6 protein-coding genes are annotated in these 17560 nt (G+C 38.7%); all 6 read right to left on the reverse strand.

The window, feature by feature from the left end; all coding sequences use genetic code 11:
• Positions 1 to 2: 2 nt before the first annotated feature.
• Genes DSM107010_RS17335 through DSM107010_RS17360 form a run of 6 tightly spaced genes read right to left on the reverse strand, consistent with a single transcriptional unit; the run spans position 3 to position 17544 of the window.
• Positions 3 to 4562 carry a non-ribosomal peptide synthetase gene (locus DSM107010_RS17335; protein WP_106165784.1) on the reverse strand — a complete coding sequence of 1520 codons (4560 nt, stop codon included), beginning with the start codon at positions 4560 to 4562 and terminating at the stop codon, positions 3 to 5.
• A 30-nt stretch (positions 4563 to 4592) separates the two neighbouring features.
• The gene (locus DSM107010_RS17340) at positions 4593 to 5603 is read right to left on the reverse strand and encodes a TauD/TfdA family dioxygenase (protein ID WP_106165783.1); all 1011 of its coding nucleotides are present in this window, start codon (positions 5601 to 5603) and stop codon (positions 4593 to 4595) included.
• A 9-nt stretch (positions 5604 to 5612) separates the two neighbouring features.
• Positions 5613 to 10226, reverse strand: coding sequence for a non-ribosomal peptide synthetase (locus DSM107010_RS17345; protein ID WP_106165782.1), 4614 nt, complete (start codon positions 10224 to 10226; stop codon positions 5613 to 5615).
• 53 nt (positions 10227 to 10279) lie between these two features.
• A complete protein-coding gene (locus DSM107010_RS17350) occupies positions 10280 to 11830 on the reverse strand; it encodes a condensation domain-containing protein (protein ID WP_106165781.1) in 1551 nt (516 codons plus the stop codon).
• A 6-nt stretch (positions 11831 to 11836) separates the two neighbouring features.
• Positions 11837 to 12925 carry an LLM class flavin-dependent oxidoreductase gene (locus DSM107010_RS17355; protein WP_106165780.1) on the reverse strand — a complete coding sequence of 363 codons (1089 nt, stop codon included), beginning with the start codon at positions 12923 to 12925 and terminating at the stop codon, positions 11837 to 11839.
• A 47-nt stretch (positions 12926 to 12972) separates the two neighbouring features.
• Complete coding sequence (locus DSM107010_RS17360) at positions 12973 to 17544, reverse strand: type I polyketide synthase (protein WP_106165779.1); 4572 nt, start codon at positions 17542 to 17544, stop codon at positions 12973 to 12975.
• Positions 17545 to 17560 lie beyond the last annotated feature (16 nt).

Raw genomic sequence — 17560 nt, forward strand, 5'->3', positions numbered from 1 at the left:
TTTTACTTCCCACTCCCTCGGTTAATTTTTGCTAGTAAAAAGTCGAGGTCTTTTTGGCTTACTTTTGCTTTGGAGAAATCAGAAGGGGTATAACCTCCTGCATCAACTGATTGACAATGACTAATAATTTCCCGCAGTGCTTGGACAAATTTATCCGCTAGATTTGACACAGTAGTGTCTTTATGTATTTTGGTGCTATAAGTCCAATCCAGTTGCAGGCGGCTTCCACTCACAAACCCGCTAATATCTATGAGATGACGACGGTTTCCTAAAGGACTACGTTCTGTACGACTCGATTCTGATGCTAATTTAAATAAAGAAGATTCTTGTAAAATTTGGTCAAATTGTCCTAAATAGTTAAAACAAACTTCTGCTTGAGGTATAGCAGCTAAACTTTCAGCAGTATCGCTGCACAGATAACGCAATACACCATAATCAAAACCTCGATTGGGTATACTACGTAGCTGTTCTTTAATTGCTTTTAAAGCATCTCCAATCGCACTATTTTCTAAATTCAACAGAACTGGAAAGACGGTAGTAAACCAACCAACTGTACGAGATAAATCAATATCAGCAAAAATGTCTTCTCGTCCATGTCCCTCTAAGTTAACTAACAGCGTTTGTTCTCCTGTCCATGCTGCAAAGGTTCTTGCTAGTGCTGTTAACAAAACATCATTTATTTGTGTATGGTACTTGGCTGGAACTTCTTGCAGTAGTGCTTGTGTCTCAGTTTCATTGAGGAATACAGAAAAAGTTTGACTTGTAGATACAGTATTTAATCCGCCTACATAGTCCACTGGTAACGGAGAAACTCGTTTTCTTAACTCAGAACACCAGAAATCTAATTGCGAGTGTAGCGTCTTTGTATTTGCATATTCTTGCAGACGTTCACTCCATTGTTTAAAAGAAGTAGTTTTGGCTGGTAATTGAATTGCTTGATTTTGCTGAAGTTTTTCTATAGCTGTTTGCAAATCTGACAATAAAATTCGCCAAGAAACGCCATCAATAGCTAAATGATGAATGATAAACAGTAAGCGATTATTTTGCTGAGAACCTAAATCAAATAGTGCCACCCTCACAATGGAACCATTTGATAAATCCAAGCTTGCCTGTAGTTCTGTGGCTTTGGCTTCAATAACCACTTTTTGTTGTAGAGGTAGTTCGGAAAAATCGAATTTAGTAAATGGTACTTCAGCTTCAACACCAGCATTAAACGATTCCCAACCATTAGCTGTGGGGCGAAAACGTAAGCGAAGTGCGTCATGGTGTGCTAGTAAACACTGTATTGCTTGCTGTAAAATGTTAGGTTCGATATCTTGCTGTAATTCTAGCAACAACGATTGATTAAAATGATGCGCCTCTGGTAAATTTTGAGCAAAAAAGCTATGTTGAATTGGTGTCAGAGGTACAATACCAACTACCAATCCTTGTTCTGATTCTGTTGTTAAACTAGTATCGGCAACTAATGCAAGTTTAGCAATAGTTTGATGTTCAAAAATTTGCTTAGGAGTGAGACGTAAACCTACTTGATTTGCTTTAGCGATCGCCTGAATACTAATAATCGAATCTCCACCCAATTCAAAGAAGTTATCGTGAATACTAACTTGCTCTAAATTGAGAAGCTCTGCCCAAATTTTAGCTAATGCAATTTCTACTGGAGTATGCGGTGCAACAAAAGCAGCAAGGAATTCTGGTTTAACTGCATTTGTTGCTGGTAAAGCTTTTTTATCGATTTTACCATTAGCTGTTAGTGGTAAAGCCTTCAAGAACACAAATTGTGAAGGCACCATATATTCAGGCAGTTTTTGCTTGATAAAATCGCGCAATTGGGCAGGTTTTAAAGCTTCTTGCCCAACTATATAAGCTACAAGCTGCTTTTTCCCTGGATGAGCTTCTTTTGCAACTACAACTAATTCTCTTACTTGTGAATGTTGACAAAGTACAGCTTCAATTTCCCCTAGTTCAATGCGATAACCATGTAATTTTACTTGGTCATCCATTCGACCCAAAAATTCTAAGTTACCATCAGGTTTATAGCATCCTAAATCCCCAGTTTTATAAAGTCTTGCTTCAGGTTCACTACTGAATGGATTACGAATAAATCGCTCGTTAGTTAGTTCTGGTTGATTTATATATCCTCTAGCTACATTATCTCCACCTATATAGATTTCTCCTGTTACACCCAAGGGGACAGGTTGGCAATAGTTATCGAGTAAATATATTTGGGTATTGGCTAAAGGACGACCGAGAGGTACAGTATTTGATGACGTATCAGTAGAGATTTCTTCTACAGGATAGGTGAGTACACCAACGGTAGTTTCTGTTGGACCGTAGTGGTTAAGAATTTTGCATTGTGGTGCTAATTCACGTACCCGTTTAATTAAATCCCAGGTTGCAGCTTCACCACCAAGAATGAGGTGCTGACGTGGTAGAAGTTTTTCGGGATATGAACCTGATAATAAAGCTGATAGGTGTGAAGGAACTATTTTGAGGCAATCTATAGAATAGCGATCGCAATATTCAGCAAATGCAACTGGATCGGTAGCACGTTCCTCTGCAATGATATGCAAGCATCCACCTGTACACAAGGCTGAGAAAATTGCTGTGTTACCTAAGTCTGCGGCGAAGGTAGAAACAGTGGCAAAGCTAGCCGTATCTGGTAAATCGAGTTTTTCTAATATACCGTTAACATAATTGACTATTTGCCGATGTTCAACTGCAACACCTTTGGGTTTACCTGTTGAACCAGAGGTGTAGATAACGTAAGCCAAGTTTTCTGAACTAGCAGGCTTGAGAATGTTATCTTGGGGCACGCTTAGATTTGCATCAATACAAATTATCTGCGCTTGGAAATTTATTTTTTCAACAAGGTGCTTTTGAGTTAACATCACCGATACTTGAGCATCCTGCAATCTGAAGGCTAATGCTGCTTCGGGTAAAGAAGGTTCTAGAGGTAAGTATGCTGCACCTGCTTTGAAAATGCCTAGAATACCAACTATCATATCCAAAGAACGTTCAATGCAAAGTGCAACTACAGTTTCCGGTTGGACTCCCAATGATGCCAAATGATTAGCTAAGTTGTTAGCTTTGGCATTTAGTTCTTGATATGTTAAATGTTGATTGTCAAAAACAACAGCAATATTATTTGGTGTGCTATTAGCCTGTGCTTCAATCCAGTGATGAATGCACTGATATGGAGAAGTAGTTTTTGTATTGTTATCGACTAATAGTTGCTGACGTTCTTGTGGAGACAGAATTTCTAGTTGAGCAATTGAAGTCTCTGGATTGTTTATTGCACTACTTAAAAAAGTCTGAAACTGTGCTGCTAAACGTTCAATGTCTTTTTGCTCAAATAAGTTAGCATCATAATATAATTCTGCTGCAAGTGAATCAGCTTGTTGCCAGCATAATAATTTCACCTTGAAGCGTTCAATACAGCTATATATTTTTTGAATAGAGAAAGTTACGTCACCAGCAAAATATTTACTGGGTTGGGATACAAATTCAAAGGCAAAGGGTAAAAATGATGATGATTGAGTATCTTTAGTCTCAGCGAAAAACTCTTCTGGATTCAAAAAGTCTTGCCATTGAGAAACTTCACTAATTGTTTTATCTAACTGTCTTAATATATCAGCAAGTATATATTCTTCTTGTACTTGAATACGAATAGGTAAAGATTTAGCTAATAATCCGACTGCTGAGTGTAATTCTGCGTAATTTCTCCCGTCACAACACCAAGCTAAAACAGGTTCAGATTTGTTAGTCAAACGCCATAATAGGACTTCCCAGCAAGCCATCAAAACTGTCGAAATATCAACAGAGTATTTTTGTGCGATCGCTACAATATTAGTTGTCGTAGCAGCATCAAAGTTGATGTTAATAGCTTTGGGTTCAAATATTTGTTTTTGGTTAACCTTTTTTTCGTCTGGTAATTTACCTATAAGAGAATTAGGCACTTTTTGATTGTGCCAATAATCTTTTGCTGTTTCTGCTTCTTCTCCCATTAATAAATCATTTTGCCAAGCAGCAATATCTGCATATTGTAAAGGTGTATCTTCTAACTCATCTTCCTGCAAATAAGCATCATAAGTGGCGCTAATATCATGCACGAGATGGTGCGGGGATATTCTATCTGCACAAATAGCTGATATTGCTATTAGTAAAATACAATGACGATCGGATTGTTTAATTACATCAACCTTGCTAGTAAAACCTTTTTCTAACTCAAAATATAATTTATTAACTTCTGAAAATAGACGATCGATATTTAGTTGTTGGCTTTCTGTATCTAAATCATGCCAATCATAATAGTTCTTAATAGATGCTTCTCCAATAACTTGTAAAGGAACTGCCATTTCCGCCAAGGTAGGAAAGCTAGTACGTAAAATTTCATATTTAGCCCAAACATTATGTATGGCTTTTTCTAAAATTGTATATTCAATATTTCCCTCTACTAAAACTGTACACTGAATGCGATATGGCTGATGGTTGTTTTCTTGTTGTAATAACCATAAGCGTTTTTGCTGAGGTGAAATTTGAAAGCCTTCTATAGATACTTGCATAATGTTTCTAATGTACTTACTATATTTAAACTATTTGTTGCTATAAGGTTGTGCCATACCTACCAAAACTTTTCTCGCGCCTGTGAATGGCTTACGTCCATGAGCAACTAGCATATTATCTAATAATAAAATATCTCCTTCTTGCCAAGAGAATGTTACTGTTTCTTGCTCATATATTGCTTGAATTTCTTCTAATACAGATATTTCAATTTCTGAAGCATCTCCATAATAAGAGTTTCGTGGTAATTCTTCAGAATTTAGTACAGCAAGTAAAGATTGACGAACTTCAGCTTTTAAGCTTGAAATATGAAATAAATGTGCTTGATTAAACCAAACTAAATCGCCAGTCTGAGGATGGGTAGCAACAGCTTGACAAACTTGACGAGTTCTAAGTTTATTTACATCTAGCCATGTAAAATCAATGCCAGTAGATTGACAATAAGCTTCAACTTCGGCTTTATCGTTAGTTTGAAATACAGTTTCCCAAGGTAAATCAATCCCTTGTCCATAATTACGGACATACATAATCTTTTTCTGAATAAATTGCTCTTTGATTTTTGGATCTATTCGTTGAAATACTTTACGACTATCAGCAATTGGTGTTTCTCCGCCTTGCTCTGCTGCCTTTACACAAAAGAAGGCAATTTTCATTGGCCAATTAAGACAATAGGCCATTTCGTTATGTGAAGGAATTGATTGATCGGGTGGATATTCTGTTGATGTGTATATCTTACCATCAACTTGACTACGCGGAGTTGAACGATAAGAGTATTCGATTAATTCTCCTGCTACAGCCTGCATAAAATTAGCAAATTCGCTATGAGTATTAATCGGAAAATTGCGAAAAAGCAGACCTCCGTATTGAATTAATTGTTTTTCTATCCAGTCACGGTTACTGCTAGCCCAACTGACTAAATTCACACCATCGACAGCAGGTTGAATGACAAGAGGTAGTTGTTGAGTAGATTCTAAGAAATTGGTTGTAACCAAGTTTTCTGAAGAAACTGTAATTGATTTTCTTTTGAATGTTTTTAAATTCATTTTGTTTAATTATGATTCAATTTTGCCAGTAATCGCCTTGCGCCCAATTTTGCCCAACTTCTGAACCCGAGCTTGTTGTAGTTCTTGATTGTGAATAAGTTGCTGTTGTTTTTCTGTTTCCTGCATTAGTTGTACTAGCTGGTCAAGTAACATCTCAGGTTGTTCCACAACGGTTGTTAGTAGTGTTTCTAAAACAACTGCCATGCGAGTAATAGTAGTTGCATGAAATAAATCTGTTTTATACTCAAAAAAACCTTCTAGCCCTTCTGGTGTTTGTGTGAATTGTAGCTTTAATTCATGGCGAATAGTGCCACTTTCACTTTCTAAAAGGCTGAGATTTAGCCCTTTCATTTCAAGGTTGGATTTAGGAGCATTTTGCAAAACAAACCATACTTGAAATAGTGGTGAATGATTTAAATTACGCTGTGGTTGTAGTTCTGCTACTAACTTATCGAAAGGTAACTCTTGATGTGCATAAGCTCCTAAAGCTGTTTTTCTTACCTGTTGCAATAACTCTTGAAAGCTGGGGTTATGAGAAAAAGAGAGATTAGTACGTAATACTAGAGTGTTGATAAAAAAGCCAATTAACCCCTCTAATTCACTACGGTTACGGTTAGCAATAGGAGAACCTACAAGAATATCTTCTTGCTTTGTATAGTGGTATAGCAAAGTATTGAAAGCTGCCAGCAGAGTCATAAATAAAGTTACACCTTCTTGCTGACTGAGAGATTTGAGCTTGTCAGTTAGTGTTGCAGATAGAGTGAACGAGTGTTTTTTTCCTAAAGAAGTTTGTAGTTGGGTGCGGGGTTTATCTGTTGGTAATTCTAGAATTGTTTTAGCGTTCTCTAACTGTTGCTTCCAGTAGGTTAATTGGGTATCAAGCCTTTCTCCTTGTAACCATTGCTGTTGCCATACTGCATAATCAGCATATTGAATTGGTAACTCTGGTAGCAAAGAAGGTTTTCCAGTTGAAAAGGCTTCGTAAAGTGCTGTCACCTCGCGGATAAACACTCCTGCTGACCAAGCATCAGAGATAATATGGTGCATTGTTATTAACAAGATGTGTTCTTCTTGGGTGAGACGCAAAAGCGCCAACCGCAGCAATGGCGCTTGTGTCAAATCAAATGGCTGCTGGGCATTTTCTACCTCTAGCCTTTGTACTTCTTTTTCTCTTTCAATTACTGATAAATGCTGTAAATTTACAATTGGTAAAGGTACTTTTAACTCAGAAATAATTTTCTGAATTGGTCGCCCTTCCACAACTGCAAAGTACGTCCGTAAAACTTCATGTCGCCGCACGATCTCGTTAATACTGTCTTCTAATGCAGCTACATTTAGTGTTCCTTGCAGTCGCACCAAGTTAGAACCATTGTAGGCTGTTGAGTTGGGATCTAATTGATGGAGAAACCACAGCCTTTGTTGAGCAAAAGACAAGGGTAATTCTTCATCGCGTGAAACACGTTTTAGAGAAGGTTCGGAATTTAATTGTGGTTCAGCCTTCAATGCAATTTCTATATGTTTGGCAAGTCCGGCTACTGTGGGTAATTTAAACAAATGGTGTAGCGTTAGTTCTACCCTAAACGTTTTTCGTACTTGGGAGATTACCTGAGTAGCAATGAGAGAGTGTCCACCTAAATCAAAGAAATTGTCATGGATACCAACTTGCTGTAAGCGGAGGATTTGCGCCCAAACTCCAGCCAGCATTTCTTCAACAGGTGTGTGAGGAGCGACAAAGATATTTCCTAATTGAGCAATATCTGCTTGGTTCGGTGCAGGTAAAGCTTGACGATCCACTTTACCATTAGTTGTTAATGGCAGAGCATCTAACTGGATAAACGCTGATGGCAGCATATATTCTGGTAGTTGCTCTTTTAGATAACTCCGCAGTTCGCTAGGGACTGGAGTTACATGACTATCAGGCACAACGTAAGCTACCAAACGCTCGTCGCCTGGTGTATCCTCGCGCACTATGACTACTGCTTCCTCTACGGCTGGGTGTTGTACCAGTAATGCTTCTATTTCTCCTAATTCGATCCGAAAGCCTCTTACTTTTACTTGATTATCTATTCTTCCTAAAAACTCTAAATTTCCGTCTAAACGAAAACGAACTAAATCACCCGTCTTATATAGCCTTGCACCCGGTTCGTCACTAAAGGGATTGGGAATAAATTTTTCTGCTGTGAGTTGAGGACGATTTAAATATCCTCTCGCTACACCAGCGCCACCAATATATAGTTCACCTGGAACTCCTATGGGTACTGGCTGGTAGTACTTATTGAGGACGTACAGTTGGGTGTTGGCGATGGGATGACCAATAGGAATTGAGCCTGAGAGTGTTTCACCCTGGGGTACTTGATAAATACAGCAACCCACAACCGTCTCTGTTGGTCCATATTCATTAATTAGCATTGTGTCTGGTGCAAACTTTTGCCAGAAGCTAACGCTTTGTGCTAATAGGTTTTCGCCACCGATGATAAAGGCTCTGGTGCGACCATTTGCTTGTGAAGGTGATAATTGGTGTGAGAGTAATTGCAAATGAGCAGGTGTAATTTTTACTAAGCTATAGTTTGAGCCTTGAGATAAGGCACTGCGTAAAGACTCGATGCTTTGGTCTTCTGGGAGGAGTTCTATGCAACGTCCTACTAATAAGGGGGATAGACTAGTAATAGTGAGATCGAAGGCTAGAGAAGAGTGTACTACAGTTCCTTTGCCTTCTTGGACTGCATAGGCTTGGGTACACCAAGTAAGATAATTAACTAGTCCTCGATGGGGAACGAGCGTTCCTTTTGGTTTACCAGTGGAGCCGGAGGTATAAATAATATAGGCTAGGTTGTCAGAAATGGTCTGGCTAGTCGGGTTAAATATATTTTGCTGCTCAATTTTTTCCCAATCACAGTCTAAGCAGAGTACTTTAGCATTGTGAGCAGGAAGAACTGGGAGCAGGTGTTGTTGAGTTAAGAGTATGGGTGCAGAGGTTTCTTCTAAAATAAAAGCTAACCGTTCTTTGGGATGGTTGGGATCTAATGGTAAGTAAGCTCCACCTGCTTTCAGAATTGCTAACACTCCAATTACCATCTCTAGCGATCGCTCTAAGCAAATCCCTACTATGACTTCTGAGCCTACACCCATCTGTTGTAGGTGATGAGCTAACTGATTGGCGCGTGCGTTTAGTTCACTGTAAGTTAGTTGCTGGTTGTCATACACTACTGCAACATAGTTTGGTGTGCGATCGCACTGCGACTCAAACCAGTGATGTATACATTGGTATTGAGGAGCAACGGTTTTCGTGTTGTTGTCAACTAAAAGTTGAGTGCGTTCTTGGGAACTGAGGATGTCAAAGCTAGCGATCGCTCCTTGGGGATTCTCAATTACACTCGTTAACAGTGTCTCGAATTGACTTGCTAAACGCTTAATAGCTTCTAAAGTGTAGACATTGGCATCATAGAAAAATTCAAGCTTTATAGCATCATCTTGACGGACACAAGATAATTTGAGGTGAAATCTGTCAATACAAGCATACTGTTGATATATTGAAAAGCAGATATCACCAGCATATTGCTTGGCTACAGCAGAAGTAAATTCAAAGCAAAATGGGAAGAATAAACTTTCTGGATCTAACTCTATATTTTTCTCCCAGGCAAACCTACCATGTAATTCAAATAGGTCTTCTGTAGCTTCTTTTACCTCTGATAATAAATTTATAAATTCATGTTCTTCTTCAAATCGGCAATATAAAGGTAAATATTTACTTAATATTCCTAGAGAATATTGCAATTCCTCGTAGTTACGACCATTACTAGCAGTGCCGATAATTAAGTCGGTATTTTGAGTTAAACGCCAAAGTAATATTTGCCAGCAAGTTAAGAAAAATACATAGGTAGTAATATTTAATTTTTGGGCGATCGCATCTATCTGAGCCACCAAATTGGGCTGGATTTCTTTACTGTAATATTGAGGATTAAAATATAAATCTCTTGTTTGCTGATTTGAATAAGGTAGTTTTAAATTAAAAATACTATTTATGTTTAACTGTTTTCCACCATTTATTTCTGCTTCTTCTGACTCTAAAACCTCATTCTGCCATTCAGCAATTTCGGCATATTGCATCGGTTCTTCAGCAATTTCCTCCCCAGATAAACAAGCACTATAACATCTACCAAGCTCAACAACTAAAATATTTAATGATTCTAAATCAGCACACAGAGCAGGTAAACTAATCAACAATATGTGTTTTTTTGGCGATATAATCACTAAGTCAGCGTGTAAAAGTGATTCTTGCTCACAATCAAAATTCTTTTGACATAAAGATTGCAATAGCTGTTCTAAGCTATTTTCTAAAGTTTCTTGTTGCGGAAAATAATGTTCAGCAAGCGATATATTATTAACGCGATCGCTAATTACCTGAACGGGAATTTTCATGACTCCATTGTAAGTGTGGAAGTTTGTTCGCAAAATTTCATGTCTATTGACGACTTGATGTAAGGCTGCTTTTAAAATTTCTTGATTTAAATTCCCTTCTAAAAGGATTGCACAATATGACTGGTAAACAGAAGAGTCCTTTTGTAATAACCACAAACGCCGTTGTTGTGGCGAAAGTCTAAATCCATGTATTTGTGTTTGCATCTTTCTTACAATGTTATTCAGAAGGTTTTAGGTGTAATAGCGTTAGTTTATATTTATTGTAAAAATACTTCTTTTCTTTTAATTTTTTTTAAGCTCTGATATTCAGATGCTTTACGCTGATTTTTGTGAGACTCAGTCTGTTTACGATTAAAAGAAGTTAAATTATTTTTTATTTCTAATATTGTAGAGGTTGGGTTTTGAGTTATAGTAGTTAAAACCTGCACGAGATTTTTTAACATATTATCAATACTATTTACATTAAACAGGTCTGTATTGTATCTCAACATAGCCGCCATTCCTTTGTCTGTTTCTATCATGTCTAACAACAAATCAAGAGGAACAGTACCGTTATCAACATCATCCAAAACAGTGATAGTCAAACCCGCAATTTCCAAAGGCGGCATCGGGGTATTTTGCAGGACAAACTTAACTTGAAATATTGGGTTACGGCTGAGATCGCGAGCGGGATTGATAACTTCTACTAACTTACTAAAAGGCAGAGATTGATGAGAGTAAGCACCTAATGTTACTTCTCGCACCTGCATAAGAAATTCTTGAAAATTAGAGTTATCTGATACCTTTGTTCTTAGCACTAATTGGTTAATAAAAAAGCCAATTAATACCTCAGTTTCAGCCCAGGTACGATTCGCAACATCTGTACCAACAAGAATATCTTCTTGTTGTGTATACCAATTAATTAATATATAAAATCCAGCTAATAATGTCGTAAATAGTGTTACTTCTTGCTGTTGACTAAAAGACTTTAGCTCTTTAGTTAAAGATTCTGGTAAGATGAGCGATCGCCTAGCACCCTGAAAAGTCTGCACGTCTGTCCTAGGTTTATCTGTAGGTAAGTTAATTACTGGAAGTTTACCCTCCAGTTGCTTTTTCCAATAAGAAAGCTGAGACTCTAAAACCTCTCCCTGTAACCATTCCCTTTGCCATGCAGCGAAGTCTGCGTATTGAATAGGTAATTCCGCTAGGGGAGACGGCTGATTAGAACAAATAGCTTTATACAAAGCCGCTAATTCTCGAATAATTACGCCACGAGACCAAGCATCAGAAACAATATGGTGCATTGTAAATAACATTACATATTTAGTCTCACGCAACTGCAATAGCTTGACTCTTAGCAATGGTTCCCGCGATATATCGAAAGGACATTGAGCTTCCTGTTTTGCTAATTTTTGCACCAATTCTTGCTGTTTACTTTCAGCAAATTTTTGTAAATCAATGACAGGCATCTCTAAGGTTAAATCGGCAACTCTCTCCTGCACAGGTTGCCCCTCTACCATCTGAAAACACGTTTGCAAAACTTCATGCCGTTGTCGGATTTGATTAAGGCTTTGCTCCAGTGCTTTTACATTCAGTTGACCCTCTAATAAAATAGCAACAGGAATATTGTAAACAGGGCTTTGGGGGGCTAATTGGTGAAGAAACCAGAGCATTTGCTGGTTAAAAGACAAGGGCAATGAATTAGTATCTTTTCTTTTAGATATTGATTGAGTTGTGGCAGAATTTAAACCCTTCTGTTTAAGCCGCATTTCAAACAATGTTCGTTGTTCTGGAGATAATGCGGCAATTCTTGCATTTATATCTTTCACAATTAATCACCCAAATAAGCTGAGACTCGAATATTTCCTTGTATCTTTTCTTAGCTGGTAGTTTTGCTTAAAATCTGTTAATTTATTCAAGCTTGCCATCACTGTCTGAAAATCTAGACCAAAATCAACGAGACAAGCTATTTCATCCACTCCTATCTCTTGAAGACGTGCGATTGTTTGACGGCAACTTTCTGGCGTACCAATTAAAACTCTACCTTGTTGGAAATATCTCTCAAAAGCAAATTCTAAAAGCTGTTTTCGGTCTTCTTCTGTAAAATTTTCGGGATTGAATTGAAAATTGATGCGTTTAGCTAAGTTCTCAACTAAGCCAAAATGGGTTTTGAGATAATTGCAAAAAGGTTGCTTTACTTGTTGCTTAACTAATTGTTCATTATCTCCTATATAGGTGTGCATCATCAGAGACACTTTGTAACTTTTTGGATCGTGACCATGTTGAGCCAAAGTCCGACGATAAAGAGAGATTTGTTGAGCTAAATCATCAATGGTGGCATACAACAAAGAAGTTAAAACATTAGCCCCTATCTTAGCTGCGCCAATAAATGTAGCGTCAGCTTGACAAGTAATCCAAATTGGTACTTGCGATTGTATAGGGCAGGGAAATGTTTTTATCTGAACTTTATTGCCTGAACCATTAACAAATTCAATTTCTTCCCCCTGCCAAAGTTTCTGCATAATCTCAATGTCACGCCACATAACTTCTTTACGTTCAGTGTAATTTTCTGGTCGTAATAAAAAATCATCGGCGTGCCAACCTGGTGCAAAAGAAAGTCCAACTCTACCACCAGATAAGTTATCAACGACTGCCCATTCCTCAGCTACTCTGACAGGATGTTGTAATGGCATTACAATACTACCCGATCTGAGTTGAATTTTCTCTGTCACCATTGCTAAGGCGGCACTAATCACCGAGGGATTTGGATACAAACCCCCGAAAGGATGAAAATGGCGTTCGGGAGTCCATACTGCTGAAAATCCATGTTTATCAGCGAGTTTAGCTGTTTCTAATAACAGTTGATATTTATCTGATTCAGTTGTTGAGCCGTCGCCTGAAAAGTAGAGTATGCTGAATTCCATATATTATGGCAGGGGCGCAAAGAAGGACATACAAAATTAAAGTTGATTTAACTAACTGGTGATTCTTGGGCTAGTTGTTTTTGGAGTTCTTCAATCGATAAGTTTTCTACTTCTGCTAATAATTTTGCAATTTCATCAAGTTCTTCTGATTGTGGTTGTTTCAGGGCAATGACATTAGCTAATTCGCTAACTGTTGGCGCATCAAAAAGGAGGGTACGCAATGGTAATTCGACTTGAAACGCTTCTCTAAGGCGGGAAATAGTTTGGACTGCTAGTAAAGAATGTCCACCTAATTCAAAAAAGTTATCGTAAATCCCTACTTTTTCAATACCGATGAGTTCTTCCCAGATATTGGCAACAGTTTGTTCAATTTCGTTACGAGGAGCTACATAGGTATTTTCTTGCAGAGTACGTGAATGCCTGCTGGCAGATACTTGGCAAGAGTTGACAGACTTTTTAGCAAAGGATAAAGATAAAACTGATTGGTTAAGTTGCTCAATTCCTGCTAGTAAATCTTGGGTGGAAACTATAACTTGAGGTAGCGAGTTTGCTAAGATGCGGCTAAAAGCTTCTACCCCTTCTGATGGCAAGATAGCATTCTTTAAACTTTCTTCACGCCAGTTTTTAATTTCATCAGGAACATTAGTATTAACTGCCATCCCAACTTGTTGCCAAGCGTCCCAGTTAATCGCAACTGTAAAGCTGTTATTTGTTGTTGTATTCCAATGAGCAAAGGTATCTAAGAAAGTATTTGCAGCACAATAATCTACCTGTCCAAATCCTCCTTGTATTGAACTTAAGGATGAACAAAGAACTAAGAAGTCTAAATTGATGTTTTTGAGTACATTATTTAGAGTTATTGTTCCTTGAACTTTGGGTGCAAAAACTCTTTCAGCAATTTCTGGTGTTTTGAGTTGAACCATCCCAGCGCCAGCAACACCCGCAGTATGAATGACACCGTGAATTGTACCAAAGCGTTCTAAAGATTGTGCGATCGCACTGTGCATCTGTTCCTCATTCGTCACATCAGCAGCCAGTACCAATGCTTCTGTACCTAATGCTTCTAATTGTTTGATTTTTTCGCGATCGGATGGGAGAGAACGCCCTAATAAAATCAGTTTGGCTTGTACAGTTTTAGCCAGATATTCAGCTAAAACTAAACCAATACCTCCCATCCCACCTGTGATTAGATAGACTCCTTGTTGCCGCAAACGAATATTATCTTCGGTAGTAGGTTCTAATGTAACAGGCTCAAATGTTTGTACCCAACGGTAATTATTGCGGTAGGCAATTATCGATTCTTCTAATTCTGCTGTTAATTCTGCCAATAACTGTTCTAGAATATTTTCGCTTGTTGATGTGGGCAGTAAAATATCAACCAGACGACAACTGATATTGGGATATTCTTGAGGAATTACTTTACAAGCACCCAATATGGTTGTTTTTTCAGGAAATAATTCTTCATTTCCTGTTATATCGTGCAGATGATTAGCAATAACTAAAATTTGAATTGGATCGCTTATCTGCTGTTGTCCAATGGCTTGTGCTAAATAAACAAGACTATAGAAACCTAAATTTTGAGTTGTTTCCCAAGATAAAGTTTGCGATTGGTGAAGACTCCACAAATGGGTAATTGTCTTAGGAGTTTTACCCTGTTCTCGTAACTGTCGCAGCAAGTTGAGATAATCATCCGCTTGAGATGGATTGATAGCGTATGTATTGCTATCAAGTTGATTAAATTCTTTTCCTCCCTTAACGGTAATTACATTCTGTCCAAGTTGTTGTAGTTGTTGAACAAGTTCTGAACCTAAGCCATATTCATCTATAAAAACTAAAGAACAATCAGAGCTAATCTCTTTTGTTTTGACGAGGGGAACTCGTTTCCAAGAAGGAACATAAAACCAGTTACTAATATTAGGCTTTTTACCTTGCTTGCTCTCAACTTTAGCAGATACTTGAGTTGGTATTTCTGGTTCAATCCAGTAACGCTGGCGTTCAAAGGGATAAGTCGGTAAAGATACTCGATAACGCTGCTCGCGATCGTAAAAAACAGACCAATTTATCTCAACTTCTGCTAACCACAACCGCCCTAAAATGTTGAGTAGGAAATTAATATCTGATTTTTCTTCTTGGGGATGACGTAAGGAAGGTAATACAACTTGTCCGCCTGCTTTTTGGGCGTGTTGTTTGACGAGAGTACACAAAGTACGCCCTGGACCTACTTCTAGGAGAATGCGATCGCTTTCCTCCAACAATACTGATAAACCCGATGAAAACTGTACTGTTTGACGTAAATGCTGCGCCCAATAATCTGGAGATATTGCTCGATCTGCTGTAATCCAAGTACCCGTCAAATTAGAAATAAACCTAATTTCGGGAGGATTGAAGTTGACTTTTTTCAGTTCCGCCATGAATGGTTCTAACATCGGTTCCATCATGTGAGAGTGAAAAGCATGAGAGGTATGCAAACGGCGACACTCTATACCCTTGGCTGTTAGCTTTTCTGCAATCTTGTTTACTGCGTCATAACTTCCAGAAACCACGCACAAGGAAGGTGCATTATTAGCAGCTAGAGCTAAATCTTCGTTGAGGAAAGTTTTAACTTCTGCTGCTGATGCGGAAACAGACAGCATTGCACCCGTAGCCATTTGCTGCATCAGCCGCCCACGCACAGCAACCAACGTTAATGCATCTTCCAAACTCATCACACCAGCAAGACAAGCGGCTACATATTCCCCAATACTGTGACCAATCATTGCTTGTGGAGAAATACCCCAAGACATCCACAGTTGAGCCAAGGCATACTCAATTACAAACAATGCTGGTTGTGCAAACTGCGTCTGCTTGAGTTGTTCTGCTGCTGGTTGTTTTTCAGACTCTTGTGGATAAATAAGCGATCGCAAATCTAAACCTAAATGCGGTTCAAGTAGCAAACTACAACGATCTACTAGTTCACGGAATGTAGGCTCAGTCTGGTAAAGTTCTTTACCCATCTCCACATACTGAGCGCCCTGTCCGGGGAACATGAAAGTAATAGAGCGTTGGATTGGTTCCTCAAAGTGAGTTAATACTTGTTGAGGATCTATAGTTTCTAATGCGGTTATGGCTTCTTGGGTACTTTGACAAACCACCGCACGGCGATAATTAAATACGCCACGCCCTACTTGCAATGTGTAAGCTACATCTGCCAGATTCAACTCAGGATGCTGTCTGAGGTGTTGAACCAAATTATTAGTAGCAGTTTCCAGAGCCGAATCAGTTTTAGCCGAAAGTACTAACAACTGATAATTTCTCCCCTGCTCCCCTGCTAAAGCGCTCCTCTGCTCTCTTAAAGAAGGGGCTTCTTCTAGAATGACATGAGCATTCGTCCCACCGATACCTAAAGAACTCACTCCTGCACGACGTGGTGTAGAAGTTGCATTCCATTCAGTCAGCTGATTATTGACGTAGAAAGGACTATTAGCAAAATCAATTTCTGGATTAGGCTGCTCAAAATTTAAACTGGGAGGAATCAACTTATGTTGTAAAGCCAAAGCGGTTTTAATTAGACCTGTTACCCCAGCAGCAGCGTCTAAATGTCCAATATTTGTTTTGACAGAACCGACCGCACAAAAACCTTTCTTCTCAGTTTCTGCCCGAAAAGCATTTGTCAAAGCAGAAATTTCGATGGGATCGCCTAAAGCGGTTCCTGTACCGTGAGTTTCGATATAGGTAATTGTCTCAGGATCGACGTCAGCCAGGGCTATTGCTTCGGCGATCGCTTCTGCTTGTCCGTTGACGCTGGGTGCAGTATAGCCGACTTTAAGCGAACCATCGTTATTGATGGCGCTACCTTTAATCACAGCATAGATCCGATCGCCGTCTGCGATCGCTTCTGATAACCGCTTTAATAGCACCACTCCTACGCCATTACCAATAATTGTCCCTCTTGCTTTGGCATCAAAGGCGCGACAATGACCATCAGGTGATAATATACCCCCTTCTTGATGTAAATACCCTGTTTTTTGGGGTACACGAATCGAAGCCCCACCAGCCAAAGCCATATCGCATTGATAATTTAGTAAGCTTTGGCAAGCTAAAGCAGTTGCAACTAAGGAAGTCGAACAAGCCGTTTGTATGGTGAGACTAGGTCCAGTCAGATTTAACTTGTAGGAAACGCGAGTAGACAAAAAATCTTTATCATTTCCAATTAGCTTTTGGAAACTATGCGCTGAACCAATTCGATCGCTATTTAAACTAAAAGTTAAATAATTATTTAAACTAGCACCAGCATAAACCCCAATTCGGCTTTCGCATCTTTGAGCATCATAGCCAGCATTTTCCAATGCTTCCCAAGCACATTCTAAAAACAACCGATGTTGCGGATCGGTCATCTCAGCTTCTTTAGGATTAACACCAAAGAACCCAGCATCAAATAAATCTATATCTTCTAATACAGCACCCGCTTTTATATAGTTACGCTCCTTGAGTAATGATGGATCTACTCCAGCAGCAATTAATTCTTCATCACTAAATTGAGAAATTGCCTCAACTCCATCACATAAATTTTGCCAAAACTCCGCAATATTTTTTGCTCCAGGGAAACGCCCTGCCAAGCCAATAATGGCAATGCCTTCCATAACTAACAATTTCCTT

Origin of the sequence: Chroococcidiopsis cubana SAG 39.79, assembly GCF_003991895.1 — a bacterium.
GTDB classification, from domain to species: domain Bacteria; phylum Cyanobacteriota; class Cyanobacteriia; order Cyanobacteriales; family Chroococcidiopsidaceae; genus Chroococcidiopsis; species Chroococcidiopsis thermalis.